This is a genomic window from Streptomyces sp. NPDC018029 (assembly GCF_044327655.1).
Lineage (GTDB): Bacteria > Actinomycetota > Actinomycetes > Streptomycetales > Streptomycetaceae > Streptomyces.
On sequence record NZ_JBIRFV010000001.1, the window covers coordinates 855,917 to 869,331 of the forward strand.

Genomic DNA, 13,415 nt, shown 5'->3' on the forward strand with positions numbered 1-13,415 from the left:
TGCCGGTTGCTGGGTCAGCGGCGTATCCAGTGCACTGCCACCACGGAGTCGTGGCCCGCTTTCTTGAGGGCCTCGGCCACGGCGGCACTGACCCGGAGCTTCTGCTCCGTCTCGGTCGCCTCCACCGAGTAGGGCCGGACGGCAAGGGGCCACTGGTCCCTCGCCAGGTCCTCGATCCGGAACCGGAAGCGGTCGAACTGCCGGACGGCCTCGCGGATCGTGCCGGCGTAGACCGTGTCGCCCGCCGTGCCGGCCGCCGCGCGCCGCTCGACGATGAGTCCCAGTACCGCCGTCGGGCGGTAGGGGTCGCCGCGCTCCACCGGGCTGCCCGCGTACATCCCGTAGTCGTCGAGGCTGGCGTGGCAGTTGAGGCGCAGGGCGCAGATCTTCACGCCCTTCTGGGGCTCGCCGTACTCGTAGGAGACGTCGGCCACGATGCCCGTCAGGACGTCGTCGGTCTCCGGGGGCTGGTGGGTCGCCTTCCACAGCTCGTCGCGGCGGGCGTCGTCGAAGCAGACTCCCGGGAGCTGGACGTCCTCGCCCTCGGCGAAGCTGAGGTTGAGCAGGGCGAGGTCGGACCGCCGGTCGTAGTCGAGGACCGCGCCCGTGACCTGTTTGCCGTCGGAGAGCCGGAGCATGACCGGGTCGAGGCCCTTGAGCTCGCGGGCCTTGAGGCAGTGCGCGGCGGTGAGGGCGAACTCCCGGGTGAGCCGCACGCCCGAGCCCCGACGGCAGCTCTCGTCCTGCCCGAGGCCTTCGTCCCGTCGGCAGTCGTCCCCCCGTCGGCATTCGCCGCCCTGGCGGCAGCCGCTCCGGAAGATCTCGATGAAGTGCTCGTCGTACACCGCGGACCAGCCCCCCGTCCGGACCCCTGAGCGAGACCCCTGAGCGAACCCCCGCCACCCCTGAGCGAACTCCCGCTTTCACCCGGAAGACGCCATGGTAGCCAGAATCGGTTGCCGTGGAATGGGCCTGTGGCACATCTCCTGGAATATTCGTCAGGGTCGGTCAGGAGTTCGTCCGGGGTCGATCGTGCGTCCGCGCCGTGGATTCGGCAGCCTGAACCGCTTCAGCCGCATCAACATCTTGCGTCTCGCGGAGATCCGTTCTGGATGGACCTCCGCGCGCAGCAGCGACAACAACCGGCGGTCGGCTTTCCGTGACTTCTTCACGGCCTTCTTGAACTCGACCCAGAATGCGTCGTTGTCGCTGATCCGGGGGTTGTTCTCGCGCTGGGTGTGCCATTTTCCCCAGGCGAGTTTCCACCGCCTGCGGGCGGCGAAGGCGTGCTTGCAGGCGGCGAGCAGCTCGTCGCTGCCGTAGATCTCCAGGCGGGCGAGGAGCGGGGACATGTCGTCGGTGGGGGCCGTCTCACCGGACCGCCGTTCGGGGAAGGTGCCGGTCCGCCGGACGGCCTCCCTGAGGTCGGCCATCCGTCTGACGACGATCATCACTTCGTCGTAGACGGCCATCCGCCGGTCCCACACGCGGTTCTCGCGCTCGCGTCTGGTCGTGGCCCGCTGAATGAGCCACGCGCTGGAGAACGTGGCCAGGGCACCGAACGCCGTGCCGGTGAGCGCCGCTTCGGCCGGAGTCAGTCCCATGGCGTCATCATGGCGCGCCGACGCCCCCGGCGAACCGGGAACGCCGGCCCTGCGTGCGGGCGGGGGGCGGGCTGCGCGTTCCGGACGGGCTACGCGTCCTTCAACTCCTGCCGCTGCCGCCCAAGCCCCTCGATCTCCAGCTCCACCACATCGCCCGCCCGCAGGTACGGCTTCGGCTCGGGCTGTCCCATCGCGACCCCCGCGGGCGTACCCGTGTTGATGACGTCGCCCGGGTACAGCGTCATGAACTGGCTCACGTACCGCACCACTTCGGCGACCGGGAAGATCTGGTCGGCGGTCGTGCCGTCCTGCTTCAGCTCGCCATTGACCCAGAGCTTCAGGGAGAGGGCCTGCGGGTCCTGCACCTCGTCGGCGGTGACCAGCCAGGGGCCCAGCGGGTTGAACGTCTCGCAGTTCTTGCCCTTGTCCCAGGTGCCGCCCCGCTCGATCTGGAACTCCCGCTCCGAGACGTCGTGCGCCACCGCGTACCCCGCGACGTGGGCCAGCGCCTCCTCGTGCGACTCCAGATAGCGCGCCGTACGTCCGATGACCACGGCGAGCTCGACCTCCCAGTCCGTCTTGACCGAGCGGCGCGGCACCAGGACGGTGTCGTCGGGGCCGACCACCGTGTCGGCCGCCTTGAAGAAGACGACGGGTTCGGCGGGCGGTTCGGCGCCGGTCTCCCGGGCGTGGTCGTGGTAGTTGAGGCCGATGCACACGACCTTGCCGATCCGCGCCACCGGCGGTCCGACGCGGAGCCCCTCGGCCGCGAGTACGGGCAGGTCGCCCGCGTCGGCGGCGGCCCTGATCCGGTCGAGTGCCGCCGCGTCGGCGAGCACGGTGCCGTCGAGGTCGGCGACCACGCCGGACAGGTCCCTGAGGGTCCCGTCGGCGTCCAGCAGCGCGGGGCGCTCCGCCCCCGCCGTACCGACTCGCAGCAGTTTCATGGTCAGTCTCCCTTGGTCGAGCGTGGCCCGGCCGATGGGGTGCGGCCATCGGAGGATTGGTCGATCCTCCAAGGTCCCTGTGCCGTATGCAATACCCGGTTCACGTACTGGACCGTTACCCGGCGGTAGCCAGCGCTCCCGCTCCGCCCGGCATGTCCCGGTACAGCACCGCCCGCTCGACCGCGCTCCACGTCGTACTGGTCACCACGTACAGCGCGGCGGCCAGCGGCACCACGGCCACCGTGAACAGAGTCATGAACGACATCAGCGGCATCACCTTCGTGATCGCGCCCATGCCGGGCACCTGCTGGTCCCCGGCCTGCCCCTGCGGCAGCGGATTCGCGCTCATCTGCACCTTGGTACGCCGGTAGTTGAAGGTGGCGACGGCGGCGACGACCGCGAACAGCGCCACGTAGACGAGACCCTGCGCCCCGAAGACCCCGCCGTCGGCCAGCGCGTCCGTCCACCGGCCGCCGAGCGGCGCGGCGAAGAGGGTGTGGCCGAGCAGCGCGTTCGCCTCGCCGCCGATGCGGGAGCTGGAGAAGAGGTGGTAGAGGAGGAAGAAGGCCGGCAGCTGGAAGAGGCTCGGCAGGCAGCCGGAGAGCGGCGACACCTGCTCCTTCCTGTGCAGTTCCAGGACGGCCCGCTGGAGCTTCTCGGGGTTCTTGGCGTGCTTCTTGCGCAACTCCGCGATCTGCGGCGACAGCTTGGCGCGCGCCTTCTGCCCGCGGGCCGCGGCGCGCGACAGCGGGTGTACGAGGAGTCGTACGCAGGCGGTGAACAGGACGATCGCGGCGGCGGTCGCCGAACCGTGGAAGAACGGGTCGAGCAGGTCGGCGATGTGCTCGACGAGGCCGGCGAACAGGGACATGAACGCGGACATGAGATCGGACATGGAGAAGCCCTCCGAGGGGTTCCGTCGTGCCGGAAGGAGAAGGCGACGGAAGACGTCGCGTCGGCGTGACGGCCCACGAAGGGTCGGGGCAGGGGCTGTTGCTGTGGTGCGGGATCCCCTACGCGGCCGTCAGGAGGAGACGGCCGGGTGCTCGGGGGCGCCTGCGGCCCCGGGCGTCGGGGTCGCGTTGCGGCAGGAAGGCGGTGCGCATCTCGCGGTCGCGGATGGCCGTGCGCACTCTGGTGCGGGGCACGGCGGGCGCGCAGCGCGCGGCGATCACGGAGCAGGCAGCGAGCGCGGAGCCCGCGGCGGCGGTCGCGGCGAGCGCGACGGCGGAGGCCAGGCCGCCGGTGTCGACGAGGACGACCTCGACGAGGAGGAACAGGAGGAGCAGGGCGGGGCGTGCGGCTGCTTTCCAGCCACGGATCACGTCGCGCATGTCCCCCCTCCTCACATCTGTCGTACTGCCGTTCAGCGGTACTGCCGTTTATACAGGATCGAGGTCGACCGGCTGAAGGAGCCTGCGGGGCCGGGCGAGCGCCCGGCTGACCGGATCCGCCGGCTCCGGATCGAGTCCGGGGCCGGGCAGCATCTCGACGTCCGCGACGGGGACGGGCCCGCCGCAGGCCGGACAGTCCCCCACGAGGCCCAGTTCCGTGCCGCACCGCGCGTGCCGGAAGTACCGCAGCGGCGCGGTGCCGGGGATGTGATCGCGCCCCCACAGGCCGAGTGCGCGCAGGGCGGGCCACAGGGCCTCGCCGCGCTCCGTGAGCACGTACTCGTGCCGTCTTGGCGCCTCGGCGCACGGCCGCTTGTCGAGGACCCCGGCGGCGACGAGCGCCTGGAGGCGCGCGGCGAGGACGGCGCGCGGGATGCCGAGGTGGACGAGGAAGTCGTTGTACCGCCGCACTCCGTAGAGGGCGTCGCGGACGACGAGCAGCGTCCAGCGCTCGCCGACCACCTCCAGCGCGCGGGCGATCGAGCACTCCTGCGCCGCGTAGTCCTTGCCGAGAGCCATGGCCCCACTCTAACCACTTTTCCCATACGAGGTTCAATGAACGAACTTCGGATGCTACGGTCACTCACCTCACCGAGTTCATTGACTGAACCTCGAAGGGCTGACCCATGTCCACCCGGCTCGTCCGCACGCCGACCACCGCTCCGTCGACCGCCCCCGCACCACCACCCGGCGCCCGCACGCCCACCGCGCCGCGCGCCGGCGCCACGCTCGCCGTCACCAGCGCCGCCACCGCCGTGGCCCTCATGACGTACACCGCGCCGATGATCACGCTCCCCGACACGGCCGCCGCCCTGCACACCCCGCTCTCCGCCCAGGCCTGGCTGCTCAACGGCACACCGCTCGGCCTCGCCGCCGTGCTCCTGGTCGCGGGGAGCCTCGCCGACGACCACGGCAGGCGCCGGATCTTCCTCTCCGGCACCGTCGCGCTCGGCATCACCACCGCACTCGCCGCGCTCGCCGATTCGACCTGGCTGTTCACGCTGGCCCGCGTCGCCCAGGGCGCGGCGAGCGCGGCGATCCTCGCGAGCAGCCTCGGCCTGCTCGTGCACGCGTTCCCCGCGGGGCCCGGCCGGATCAGGGCGACCGGCATCTGGGGCGCGTTCGTCAGCGGCGGCATCGCCGCGGGCCCGCCCGTCGCGGGCGGCATCGCGAGCCTGGGCCCGGACGGCTGGCGCTGGGCGTACGCGGTGCTCGGCCTCGCCGCACTCGTGGTCGCCGCCTTCGTCCCGCGGGCCGTGACGGAGTCCCGCGCCGCGCACCCCGGCCGCCCGGACCTGGCGGGCGCGTCGGCGCTCGGCCTCGCCCTGACCTCCTTGGTGGCCGCGCTCACCCTCGGCAGGGACGGTTGGCTGCGCGCGCCGGTGGGCGTGCTCCTCGCCGTGACGGTCGCCCTGCTCGCCGCGTTCGTGGCCGTGGAGCGCCGCGGCAGGAACCCGATGCTCGACCTCGGCCTGCTGCGCCGCCCGCTCTTCCTGGCCTCGACGACGGGCGGCCTGTTCACGGGCTTCTCCGTGATCGCCCTCTTCAGCTACCTGCCGACCCTGCTCCAGCACACGCTGGGCCTGTCGACGATGCACGCGGCCTGGCTGTTCGTGATCTGGTCGGGCACGTCCTTCGTGGCGGCGCTGCAGGCCAGGCGTCTCGCGGGCCGGGTCTCACCCCGCCACCAGCTGGCCGTCGGCTTCGCCCTGCACGCCGTCGCCGTCCTGACCATGCTCGGCGCGGCCGGGGGCGGCTCCTGGCTCCGGCTGCTGCCGGGCCTCGTCCTCTCGGGCGTGGGCAGCGGCCTGCTGAACGCCGCGCTCCCGCTGCTCGCGGTCGAGTCCGTGCCGGCCGAGCGCGCCGCGATGGGCTCGGGCGCCAACAACACGGCGCGCTACATCGGTTCAGCGGCGGGCGTTGCGCTGATGATCGCGGTGTCGACGTCCACGGACGACCTCGCGCACGGCGCGGACGTGGCGATGGCGGTCTCGGCGGGCCTCGGCCTGCTGGCCGCGGTCATCGTGCTGCTGCTGAGGGAACGGCGGGGCTGAGAACATCCTCGTCACCGAGCGGATCGCTCGCGAGCACGTCCGCGTCCGGCCGCTCGTCCACACGACCGGCCGGACCGACGTACGTCACGGTCAGCGCCACGGCGAGATTGACGGCGAGCGCGACGATCCCCGCGTTCACCCCGAAGACGGGGTCGTGCTCGCTGAAGACGAGCGCGCACACGATCCCGACCCCCACGACGAGCCCGCTCAACACCCCGGCCAACGTCAGCTTCCGCCACACCAGACCCAGCAGCAGCATCGGTACGAGCTGGGCCATCCCCTCGTAAGAGATGAGAGACAGCCGTACGAGGGTGTTGGGCGCCCCGTAGGTCAGGGCGAGGGCGAGCGCGCCCGCGACGACGACCACGCCCTGCGAGGCGAGCTTCTGCCGCTGCGGAGTACGCCACCGGGGCAGCAGCGACAGCACGCTGCTGCCCCACATCGTCCCGATGACCAGCATGAACACGGCCATCGGCACGATGGACGAGAGCGCGGCCGCCACCCCGATGAGGCCGACGGCCCAGGCGGGCAGCGAGTCGACGACCAGCTTGAAGAGCGCGAGGTTGGACTCGGCGCCGACGAGCCCCGGCACGACGAAGAGCGCGGCCATGCCGAGGAGCATGGGCACGAAGAGCAGCACGTTGTAGGCGGGCAGCCAGATGGCGTTGCGCCGCAGCCCGTCCGCGCTGCGGGCGCCGAGGTAGCCGGCGACGGTGGTGGGGAAGATGACGACGGTGAGCGCGTTGAGAAGCGAGGTCGTGGCGAACCACGCCTCTCCGTAGGCGCTGCCTCCGCTCCCCGGCAACGTCAGCCAGTCGCTCTTCTCTCTCACGACCCGGTCGAGGAACGGCCCGTATCCGTCGAAGTAATGCAGGGGTACGTAGACGGCGAGGAAGGCAAGAGTCCCCACGACGAGGACGTCCTTGAGCACGGACACCCAGGCGCTGCCGCGCAGCCCGCTCACCACCACGAACCCGGTCGTGACCGCGAAGCCGATGAAGTAGGCCCAGTTGAGGCTGATGGCACCGTAGGAAATGGTGGAGACGACCACGCCCATGCCGGTGATCTGCAGCTGGATGTACGGCAGCAGGAACACGGTGGCGAGCAGGGCGACGCCCGCGCCGAGCCACGGCCGCCCGTACCGGTGGGCGACCATGTCGGAGATGCTGACCAGCCCGTGCCGCCGGGCGTAGGCCCACAGCATGGGCCCGACGACGTACCCCACGGCGTAACCGCAGGACATGTACGCGACGACGTACAGCACGGGCGCCCCGTAGTTGTACCCCCAGCCCGCCGCCCCCAGATAGCTGAAGCTGGTGTAGCCCTCCCCCGCCATCAGCACCCAGATGAACACGGCCCCGAGGCTGCGCCCGCCCACGGACCACTCGGCGATCCCGCCCTGCCGCCCGCGCCCGCGCACGGCGGCGAGGCCGAGGGCGACGGTGCCGGCCATGAAGACGCCGAAGACGAGGGTGGCGACGGCTCCGTCACTCATGCCTGTTCCTTCCCCTGCTGTCGGCCCTTCCTTCGATCCCCTCGGTGGGCCAGCCACACGCACAGCGGCGTGAGGAGGGTCGCGCAGAGGAGCCAGAAGAAGAGGAAGGGCAGCCCGAGGACGACGGGCCGGACGCGGTTGGCGAGGGGCAGGGCCCCGAGGTACAGCACGAAGGGTCCGAGGAGCCAGAGGAGGTGAGGGCGGGACAGGTATGACGGGGGTCGGCGAGCGATCACGAGAGCCGACCCTATCCGGGCCTACGCGGGCCTATCCCGGCCTGCGCGGGCCTACCCGGACTTACCTGGGCCTACCCGGGCCTACCCGGGCCGCATGGACCGCAGCTTGCCCCAGACGACGAGCCGGTATTTGGAGGTGTACTCGGGGGTGCAGGTGGTGAGCGTGATGTAGTACCCGGCGTCGCGATACCCGTATCCCTTGCGCACGTCACTGCGGGGCACGCTCCGGATGACACCGCTGTCGCGGGCGGAGGTCCGCGCCAGGGTCTTGTCGACGACGTACGTGTAGCGGGCGTCCGCGGTCCGGACCTCGATCTCGTCCCCGCGCCGCAGCCGGTTGATGTACCGGAAGGGCTCCCCGTGGGTGTTGCGGTGCCCGGCGAGAGCGAAGTTCCCGGCCCGGCCGGGCTGGGCGGTGCGGGGATAGTGCCCGGCGTACCCCTGATTGAGCACGGCCCCCTTGCTCACGCCCTCGCCGACGGGGACGCGGATGCCGATGCGGGGGATGCGGAGGACGGCGTAGGCCTGGTCCCAGCGGGGCTCGGATGCGCCGGACGCCGCGGCCGACTCACCGGTGGCCCCCGCGGCTGGGCGGCCGCCGCGCGAAGATGGTCGGTCACCACCTCCCGAAGAGGCCCGGGGAGGGGACCCCGAGGGCCGCCCGGAACCGGCGGCCGGACCGGGCTCCCCATCAGGGGAAGCGGCCCACGCCTCCTCCAGGGCCTCGACCTTCCGCTCGGCGGCGGCGCGGGCCTGCCGGTTGGTCCACCAGAGCTGATGGGCGACGAGGAGGAGCAGGACGACCCCGAGGGTGACGGCGACTTCGGCGCTGTTCCAGAGGAGTCGTAGGCCGAGGGGGCGAGGCGGGCGGGGCCCTTGCTGTGGACGACGCGGGCGGCGCCCTTGCTGAACGACGGGCACGCGACTACGCACAAGGCCTCCTCCGCACCCGATGTCTCCCGGCACCCCGGAGGGCCGACGTTCTCCGGCGGACCGAGGGACCGACGGTTCCCCAGCAACCCGGAGGGGCCGACGTCCCCCCTGCGCCCTCGCAAGCCGACGCCCCCGGCGGCCCGGAGGATAGGCCCTGCACCGGCAACAATCCATGGCCGAACCGGAGCAGCACCCGCACGGACCTCGCACCGACTCCGCACCGACCCCGCCCCGACCCTCCTGCGGGAGGCACGCTCGGCAGTACCGTGTCCCGTATGCGCCCCGAGAAGCCTGCTGCCGCCGACCACGTCGACGTCGACCACATCGCCGAAGCCGCGCGCCTGGAACGCACGGCCGACCTGTATCCGGAGGACGCCGAACAGCTCCTCATCCAGGCCGCGGCCCACCTCGAACTGGCCGGCGCCCGCGACCGCGCGACGACGCTCTACGACCGCCTCCTGTCTCCCTCCGCGCCGCACCCCCCGTCGGCTCCCCTCCTGATCCGCGCGCTGAAGGCCTCGAACCTCTGGGAGTACGGCCACGAGGCCGAGGCCCGCGCGATCATCGACGGAGTCCGCACGGCGTCGCCCCGGGACCCGGCACCGTGGGTGATCGTGGCGGAGTCGCTGGAGGCACACGACGAACTGGAACAGGCACAGGCCACCTTCACAGAGGCGGCGTCCCTCCTGATCCCCGCCACCACGACGAACCCCCCGTACGCGACGCACCCGCTCCTCTTCGGCCGCCACCGCGTGCGCCGCCTCCTGGGCGCGGAGCACGACGAGTGGGACGCGCTCGCGGACCGCGTCTCGACGGCCTCCGTCTCCCTGGACGAACTCCACGACCCGAAGCGGACCTGGTCCCTCGGCTCGGAGAACCCCGCGGAACTCCGCGCGGAGATCGCCCGCATCCAGGCGGAGTTGGGCTCCTACCGCGAGGCGCTGTCCCGCCCGTTCCCCGTGGCAATCCTCCACTGGCCGGCCGCGGAACTGACAGAACTCCTGACGGCATACCCGTCCCTGACCTCGGAGTACCCGTCCCACGAGGCCCACCTGTCGACCATAGAGTCCTCCCTCCGCGAACTCTCCACCTCCGGCACCCCGAACCTCGGCATCGTCACAGGCACAGTCCCCTCCTACGAAGCCTTCGCCGCCTCAGAAGCCACATCCCCGGAAGACCCGTCCCTCCTCCCCCAGTACGCAACGACACTGGCGGCCCGAGGACGAGCGGTCCCTTGGCCACCGGAGCGCGGTGGGATGTGTTGGTGTGGGTCGGGACGCGCGTATGACGCTTGCCACGGAAGCGATTGATGCCTGCCTTGATGCACGGAGCTAGCAGCCACGCGCTACTGCTCTGAGGGACTTGCCTGGCGCCGTCTCGATTCGGCTCGGCCTCGCCCTTATCGCAACGAGTGAAACCTCAGGACTGCATGTCAGAGAAGAACGAACGAAGGCCTCTCCCGGACCCGGCCAGCGCGGAGTTGCGGGGGTTGATATCGGATGCCGAGACGCGAGCCGTTTACGACGTGCTCTACCAGGCGCGGGAAGAACCGCTGGCGATGCCTGCTATTAGGGAGCGTGTCAGCGCCCTTACCGGTAAATCCAACCTGCAGATGGACCGGAGGCTTCGCTCACTGCGTACGCACTTCGATGTGCCCGCACGGCGAGTACCCGAGAAGAGAAACCTGTTCGTCTATCCATTGCTGGGATGGAACCCCGATGCCGACAAGCGGACCACCCGGAAGAACATTCCAGGGTCGGTACGCGCCCTGGTCCATCACACTTACGGAAACCGTTGTGCCGCTTGCGGCCGCACACCCAAAGACGACCAGGTGAAACTGGTCATCGACCATATGGTTCCTCTTGACCTAGGGGGGACTAACGACCCCGAGAATCTCCAACTGCTCTGCGATGAGGACAACCACGACAAGCAAGCCCTCTTCGCGGACCATCAGGAGAACGCCGACGCCCTCCGGAAATCGCTCAGCCTCCCGGAAGTCCATCTGCGAATCGGAGAGTTACTCAAGGCCATGGCGGGAGAAGATGTTCCAAAAGAACTGATCGTCCTCGTGGCCCGTGAGGAGAACAACGGCGACCCCACCAAACGCATGCGCGAACTCCGTTCCCTCGGCTGGATCATCAAGAATTCCCAGCGCAAGAAGGGGCGACGTGTCCTCTCGTTCTACCGGCTAGAGCACTGGGAGCCTTGGCCCCCTGGAGGACCTCAAGCCGCAGTCGTCAGGCTTGAGCGCGCACGCAGGCGAGCGAAGCGCGCGCAAAAGGCGCCTTCCGGGACAGATCTTAGGAGCACGGCCGTTGAGTGATCCACAGCCATGGTTCCCACCAGAAGGATCATGGGCATCGTCCGCAGCTAGGCGCCGCAACATGCAGGCGATCCGGAGTCGGGACACCAAGCCTGAACGATTGATCAGACGGCTCGTTCACGCCCATGGCCTTCGGTATCGAGTGGCGACGCGTCCACTGCCCGACCTTCGCCGGACAGCAGACATGGTCTTCCGGCCGACGAAGGTCGCAGTGTTCATCGACGGGTGCTATTGGCACGGATGCCCTGAGCACTACGTTTCACCAAGGACCAACTCCGGCTACTGGTCCGACAAAGTGAAGCGCAACATAGAGCGCGACCGGGACACCGACCGGCGCCTGACGGAAGCCGGTTGGCTCGTCTTGCGCTTTTGGGAGCATACGCCTGCTGACGAGTCGGCAGCTGAAATCATCCGGCTGGTATCGGAGCGGCGCGAAGCCCCATCAGATGATGGTATCGAGTCCTGACGCATAGGTTGTTCCGTCTGGTTCCAGATCGCCCTTAGGCGGGGACCAAACGGTGCCCGTACGCTCCAGCGCTTCCTTAATCGAAAGCCCTACCGCCTCAGCGACAGGCGGAGGAAATGCATTCCCCACCTGCCGGTAACGAGCCGTCTTACGGCCGGCGAAGCGCCAACTGGGCGGAAAGCCCTGAATGATCGCCGCCTGTTCGACAGTGAGCATGGGACCGACGAGCTTGGCTTCCGGGACGCTGACCGCCAGGTCCTTATTGCCAAGGTCCCTTTCGAGATTGGGTTCATGCTCGTCGTTGGCGACACCCATCCCGTTCACACCAAGAGCCGCCCAGGCCCTCTTAGCGCGGGTAGGCCCAAGGTCGGCTCCACCGTGCTTCTTGGAACCACCCACCAGGGTAGGCGCTACCGTTCCAGCCTCAGTGGCTTTCTTTAGCCATTTCTCGAAACCTTCGGGCCTTCCCGCCTTAGTGAAGCGGCGCTCCATCGTGACCTTCAGCGCCTGCGCCACTGTCTTAAGCTCACGCTTCGGCTCAGGCCAGTCGAATCCTCGGTAGCAGTCCTCTCGGATCGCTACCAGGATCGCACGAGGGCGAAGCTGCGGAACCCCAAAATCGGCGGCCTCTAGGAGACGCCATCCGCAAACGACATACCCCTCGTCACGCAATTCTTGCTTAATCGACTCTCGGTATTCGGAAAATTTATCGAAAGGCCTAACAAGCCCGGCGACATTTTCGATCATCACGGCACGCGGCCCCAGCTCGCGTACCAGTCTCAGCATTTCCGGAAAGAGGTCCCGCTCATCATCTTTCCCAAGTTGTTTTCCGGCTACAGAGAAAGGAGGGCAGGGAACACCGCCGGCTAGGAGATCAAGCTCCTCTTCCTCCCTTACTTCGAACGTGAAATCCTTTACGTCCATGGAGAGAATTTGGCACTCTTTCGCCTCTTCCTCCCCCCATGCCTGCAGCTCCGCCACATTGAGCTGCAGCGTCGCGGCCGCGTGCTTGTCGATCTCGACAAGTGCTAGGTGCCGGAAGCCGGCCTCGTGGAGGCCGACCGCCTGGCCTCCGGCTCCCGCGCAGATCTCAATCGAGGTCAGCGGCTGGCCGCTGGAACTCATCGAACGCCTCCCGGTGGTGTAGCTACAGACACGCAAGTGTCGCATCCACAGACACTGGAACCAGCCCTCGTTGCAGCTTTCCCGGTATGCGTCAGCTCTTGAGCAGGGCCTCCAGGTCCCGCCTGACTTCGTCCCGCAACTCCGCTGGCAGCTGCCGGTACATCCCCCAAGCGCGCTCTGCGCCGTTCAGCGGTCTCGCGTCGGCAGCCATCCACAGCAGCAGGTCCTTCTTGAACCGCACCGGCAGCTCCTTCACCCTGTCCCACACCTGCTCACGCGTCATCTGCGTGCCAGTCAGGTGCCTCACCGTCTCGTTGCAGCGGGCGCATTCGGTGATCAAGTCCTCGGGATTCGCCCCACCGCCAGACTTGTGCGGGTTCACATGCCCCAGCGTCAGTCGGGCGCGAGACCCCGGCTCACCCGGATACTCCTCTGCCGCGGCCACACCACATCGACGGCACATATGGCCGTCACGCTCGAAGACGAACCGACGGGTCTTCGCACTGATCTGCCTCAGGCCCGCCGCGCGATGCTCCCTCTCCCAGACCGGGAGGCCGATCTTTTCCAGGTAGAGCTCATCGGCTTGCAGGCTTGGCTTGTCACGGTAGGTCTTGATGTCCCAGCCCGCAGGCCGCAGATCTCTCATGCGGCGATCCACCTGCTCAGAGCCCGGGATGGCCGTACGCAAGGCCTGCTTCTTGAACGTCCGCCCCTCACCGACCTCGTCCCGGAGCCACAAAGCCACCCTCACGCGAGTACCGAGCGCTTCGTCACGCCAGTTGAGTCCGCTGTCCACGACTTCCCCACCCTCCGATCGAACATCCGTCCAGTGCATCCT

At 69.2% G+C, this 13,415-nt stretch carries 15 protein-coding genes; 4 read left to right on the plus strand and 11 right to left on the minus strand.

Annotated elements, in window-relative coordinates:
• Positions 1-14: 14 nt before the first annotated feature.
• The 6 genes from ACH4D5_RS03725 to ACH4D5_RS03750 form a co-directional block, all read right to left on the minus strand.
• Positions 15-845, minus strand: coding sequence for a trypsin-like peptidase domain-containing protein (locus ACH4D5_RS03725; RefSeq protein ID WP_398298147.1), 831 nt, complete (start codon positions 843-845; stop codon positions 15-17).
• Between the two features lie 153 nt (positions 846-998).
• A complete protein-coding gene (locus ACH4D5_RS03730) occupies positions 999-1,604 on the minus strand; it encodes a hypothetical protein (protein ID WP_398298149.1) in 606 nt (201 codons plus the stop codon).
• Between the two features lie 89 nt (positions 1,605-1,693).
• Positions 1,694-2,551 carry a fumarylacetoacetate hydrolase family protein gene (locus tag ACH4D5_RS03735; RefSeq protein ID WP_398298151.1) on the minus strand — a complete coding sequence of 286 codons (858 nt, stop codon included), beginning with the start codon at positions 2,549-2,551 and terminating at the stop codon, positions 1,694-1,696.
• A 115-nt stretch (positions 2,552-2,666) separates the two neighbouring features.
• Positions 2,667-3,434 (minus strand): YidC/Oxa1 family membrane protein insertase, encoded by a 768-nt coding sequence (locus ACH4D5_RS03740; protein ID WP_398298535.1) that lies wholly within the window; start codon positions 3,432-3,434, stop codon positions 2,667-2,669.
• Positions 3,435-3,564: 130 nt separating this feature from the next.
• Positions 3,565-3,885: a DUF6412 domain-containing protein gene (locus ACH4D5_RS03745; protein ID WP_398298153.1), complete on the minus strand. Its 321-nt coding sequence runs from the start codon at positions 3,883-3,885 to the stop codon at positions 3,565-3,567.
• A gap of 48 nt (positions 3,886-3,933) precedes the next feature.
• Positions 3,934-4,464: a winged helix-turn-helix transcriptional regulator gene (locus tag ACH4D5_RS03750; protein WP_398298155.1), complete on the minus strand. Its 531-nt coding sequence runs from the start codon at positions 4,462-4,464 to the stop codon at positions 3,934-3,936.
• 107 nt (positions 4,465-4,571) lie between these two features.
• Here ACH4D5_RS03750 and ACH4D5_RS03755 point away from each other — a divergent pair, with 107 nt between their 5' ends.
• Positions 4,572-5,999, plus strand: coding sequence for an MFS transporter (locus tag ACH4D5_RS03755; RefSeq protein WP_398298157.1), 1,428 nt, complete (start codon positions 4,572-4,574; stop codon positions 5,997-5,999).
• Here the strand turns inward: ACH4D5_RS03755 and ACH4D5_RS03760 are convergent.
• From ACH4D5_RS03760 to ACH4D5_RS03770, 3 genes are all read right to left on the minus strand, one after another.
• Positions 5,965-7,494 carry a sodium:solute symporter gene (locus ACH4D5_RS03760; RefSeq protein WP_398298159.1) on the minus strand — a complete coding sequence of 510 codons (1,530 nt, stop codon included), beginning with the start codon at positions 7,492-7,494 and terminating at the stop codon, positions 5,965-5,967. The two genes, ACH4D5_RS03755 and ACH4D5_RS03760, sit on opposite strands and share 35 nt — an antisense overlap.
• Positions 7,491-7,730 (minus strand): DUF3311 domain-containing protein, encoded by a 240-nt coding sequence (locus tag ACH4D5_RS03765; RefSeq protein WP_398298161.1) that lies wholly within the window; start codon positions 7,728-7,730, stop codon positions 7,491-7,493. The genes ACH4D5_RS03760 and ACH4D5_RS03765 overlap by 4 nt, the downstream gene beginning before the upstream one ends.
• A gap of 81 nt (positions 7,731-7,811) precedes the next feature.
• Positions 7,812-8,663, minus strand: coding sequence for a class E sortase (locus ACH4D5_RS03770; RefSeq protein ID WP_398298163.1), 852 nt, complete (start codon positions 8,661-8,663; stop codon positions 7,812-7,814).
• A gap of 275 nt (positions 8,664-8,938) precedes the next feature.
• On the opposite strand from ACH4D5_RS03770, the gene ACH4D5_RS03775 reads away from it, so the two are divergent.
• The 3 genes from ACH4D5_RS03775 (at position 8,939) to ACH4D5_RS03785 (ending at position 11,452) form a co-directional block, all read left to right on the plus strand.
• A complete protein-coding gene (locus tag ACH4D5_RS03775; protein WP_398298165.1) occupies positions 8,939-9,973 on the plus strand; it encodes an SEC-C domain-containing protein in 1,035 nt (344 codons plus the stop codon).
• A 119-nt stretch (positions 9,974-10,092) separates the two neighbouring features.
• Positions 10,093-10,986, plus strand: a complete 894-nt coding sequence (locus tag ACH4D5_RS03780) for an HNH endonuclease (RefSeq protein WP_398298167.1) — start codon at positions 10,093-10,095, stop codon at positions 10,984-10,986.
• 61 nt (positions 10,987-11,047) lie between these two features.
• Entirely contained in the window at positions 11,048-11,452 is a 405-nt protein-coding gene (locus ACH4D5_RS03785; protein ID WP_398298169.1) for a very short patch repair endonuclease, read from the plus strand.
• Here the strand turns inward: ACH4D5_RS03785 and ACH4D5_RS03790 are convergent.
• Positions 11,429-12,577 (minus strand): DNA cytosine methyltransferase, encoded by a 1,149-nt coding sequence (locus ACH4D5_RS03790; RefSeq protein ID WP_398298171.1) that lies wholly within the window; start codon positions 12,575-12,577, stop codon positions 11,429-11,431. The genes ACH4D5_RS03785 and ACH4D5_RS03790 overlap by 24 nt on opposite strands.
• Before the next feature lie 91 nt (positions 12,578-12,668).
• On the minus strand, positions 12,669-13,373 hold the full coding sequence (locus tag ACH4D5_RS03795) for an HNH endonuclease (protein WP_398298173.1): 705 nt from the start codon (positions 13,371-13,373) through the stop codon (positions 12,669-12,671).
• Between the last annotated feature and the right edge of the window lie 42 nt (positions 13,374-13,415).

Coding starts and splice junctions, on each gene's coding strand:
- ACH4D5_RS03730 (WP_398298149.1), bottom strand. CDS start 1,604: ATGGGACTGACTCCGGCCGAAGCGGCGCTCACCGGCACGGCGTTCGGT.
- ACH4D5_RS03735 (WP_398298151.1), bottom strand. CDS start 2,551: ATGAAACTGCTGCGAGTCGGTACGGCGGGGGCGGAGCGCCCCGCGCTG.
- ACH4D5_RS03740 (WP_398298535.1), bottom strand. CDS start 3,434: ATGTCCGCGTTCATGTCCCTGTTCGCCGGCCTCGTCGAGCACATCGCC.
- ACH4D5_RS03745 (WP_398298153.1), bottom strand. CDS start 3,885: ATGCGCGACGTGATCCGTGGCTGGAAAGCAGCCGCACGCCCCGCCCTG.
- ACH4D5_RS03750 (WP_398298155.1), bottom strand. CDS start 4,464: ATGGCTCTCGGCAAGGACTACGCGGCGCAGGAGTGCTCGATCGCCCGC.
- ACH4D5_RS03755 (WP_398298157.1), top strand. CDS start 4,572: ATGTCCACCCGGCTCGTCCGCACGCCGACCACCGCTCCGTCGACCGCC.
- ACH4D5_RS03760 (WP_398298159.1), bottom strand. CDS start 7,494: ATGAGTGACGGAGCCGTCGCCACCCTCGTCTTCGGCGTCTTCATGGCC.
- ACH4D5_RS03775 (WP_398298165.1), top strand. CDS start 8,939: ATGCGCCCCGAGAAGCCTGCTGCCGCCGACCACGTCGACGTCGACCAC.
- ACH4D5_RS03780 (WP_398298167.1), top strand. CDS start 10,093: ATGTCAGAGAAGAACGAACGAAGGCCTCTCCCGGACCCGGCCAGCGCG.
- ACH4D5_RS03785 (WP_398298169.1), top strand. CDS start 11,048: ATGCAGGCGATCCGGAGTCGGGACACCAAGCCTGAACGATTGATCAGA.
- ACH4D5_RS03790 (WP_398298171.1), bottom strand. CDS start 12,577: ATGAGTTCCAGCGGCCAGCCGCTGACCTCGATTGAGATCTGCGCGGGA.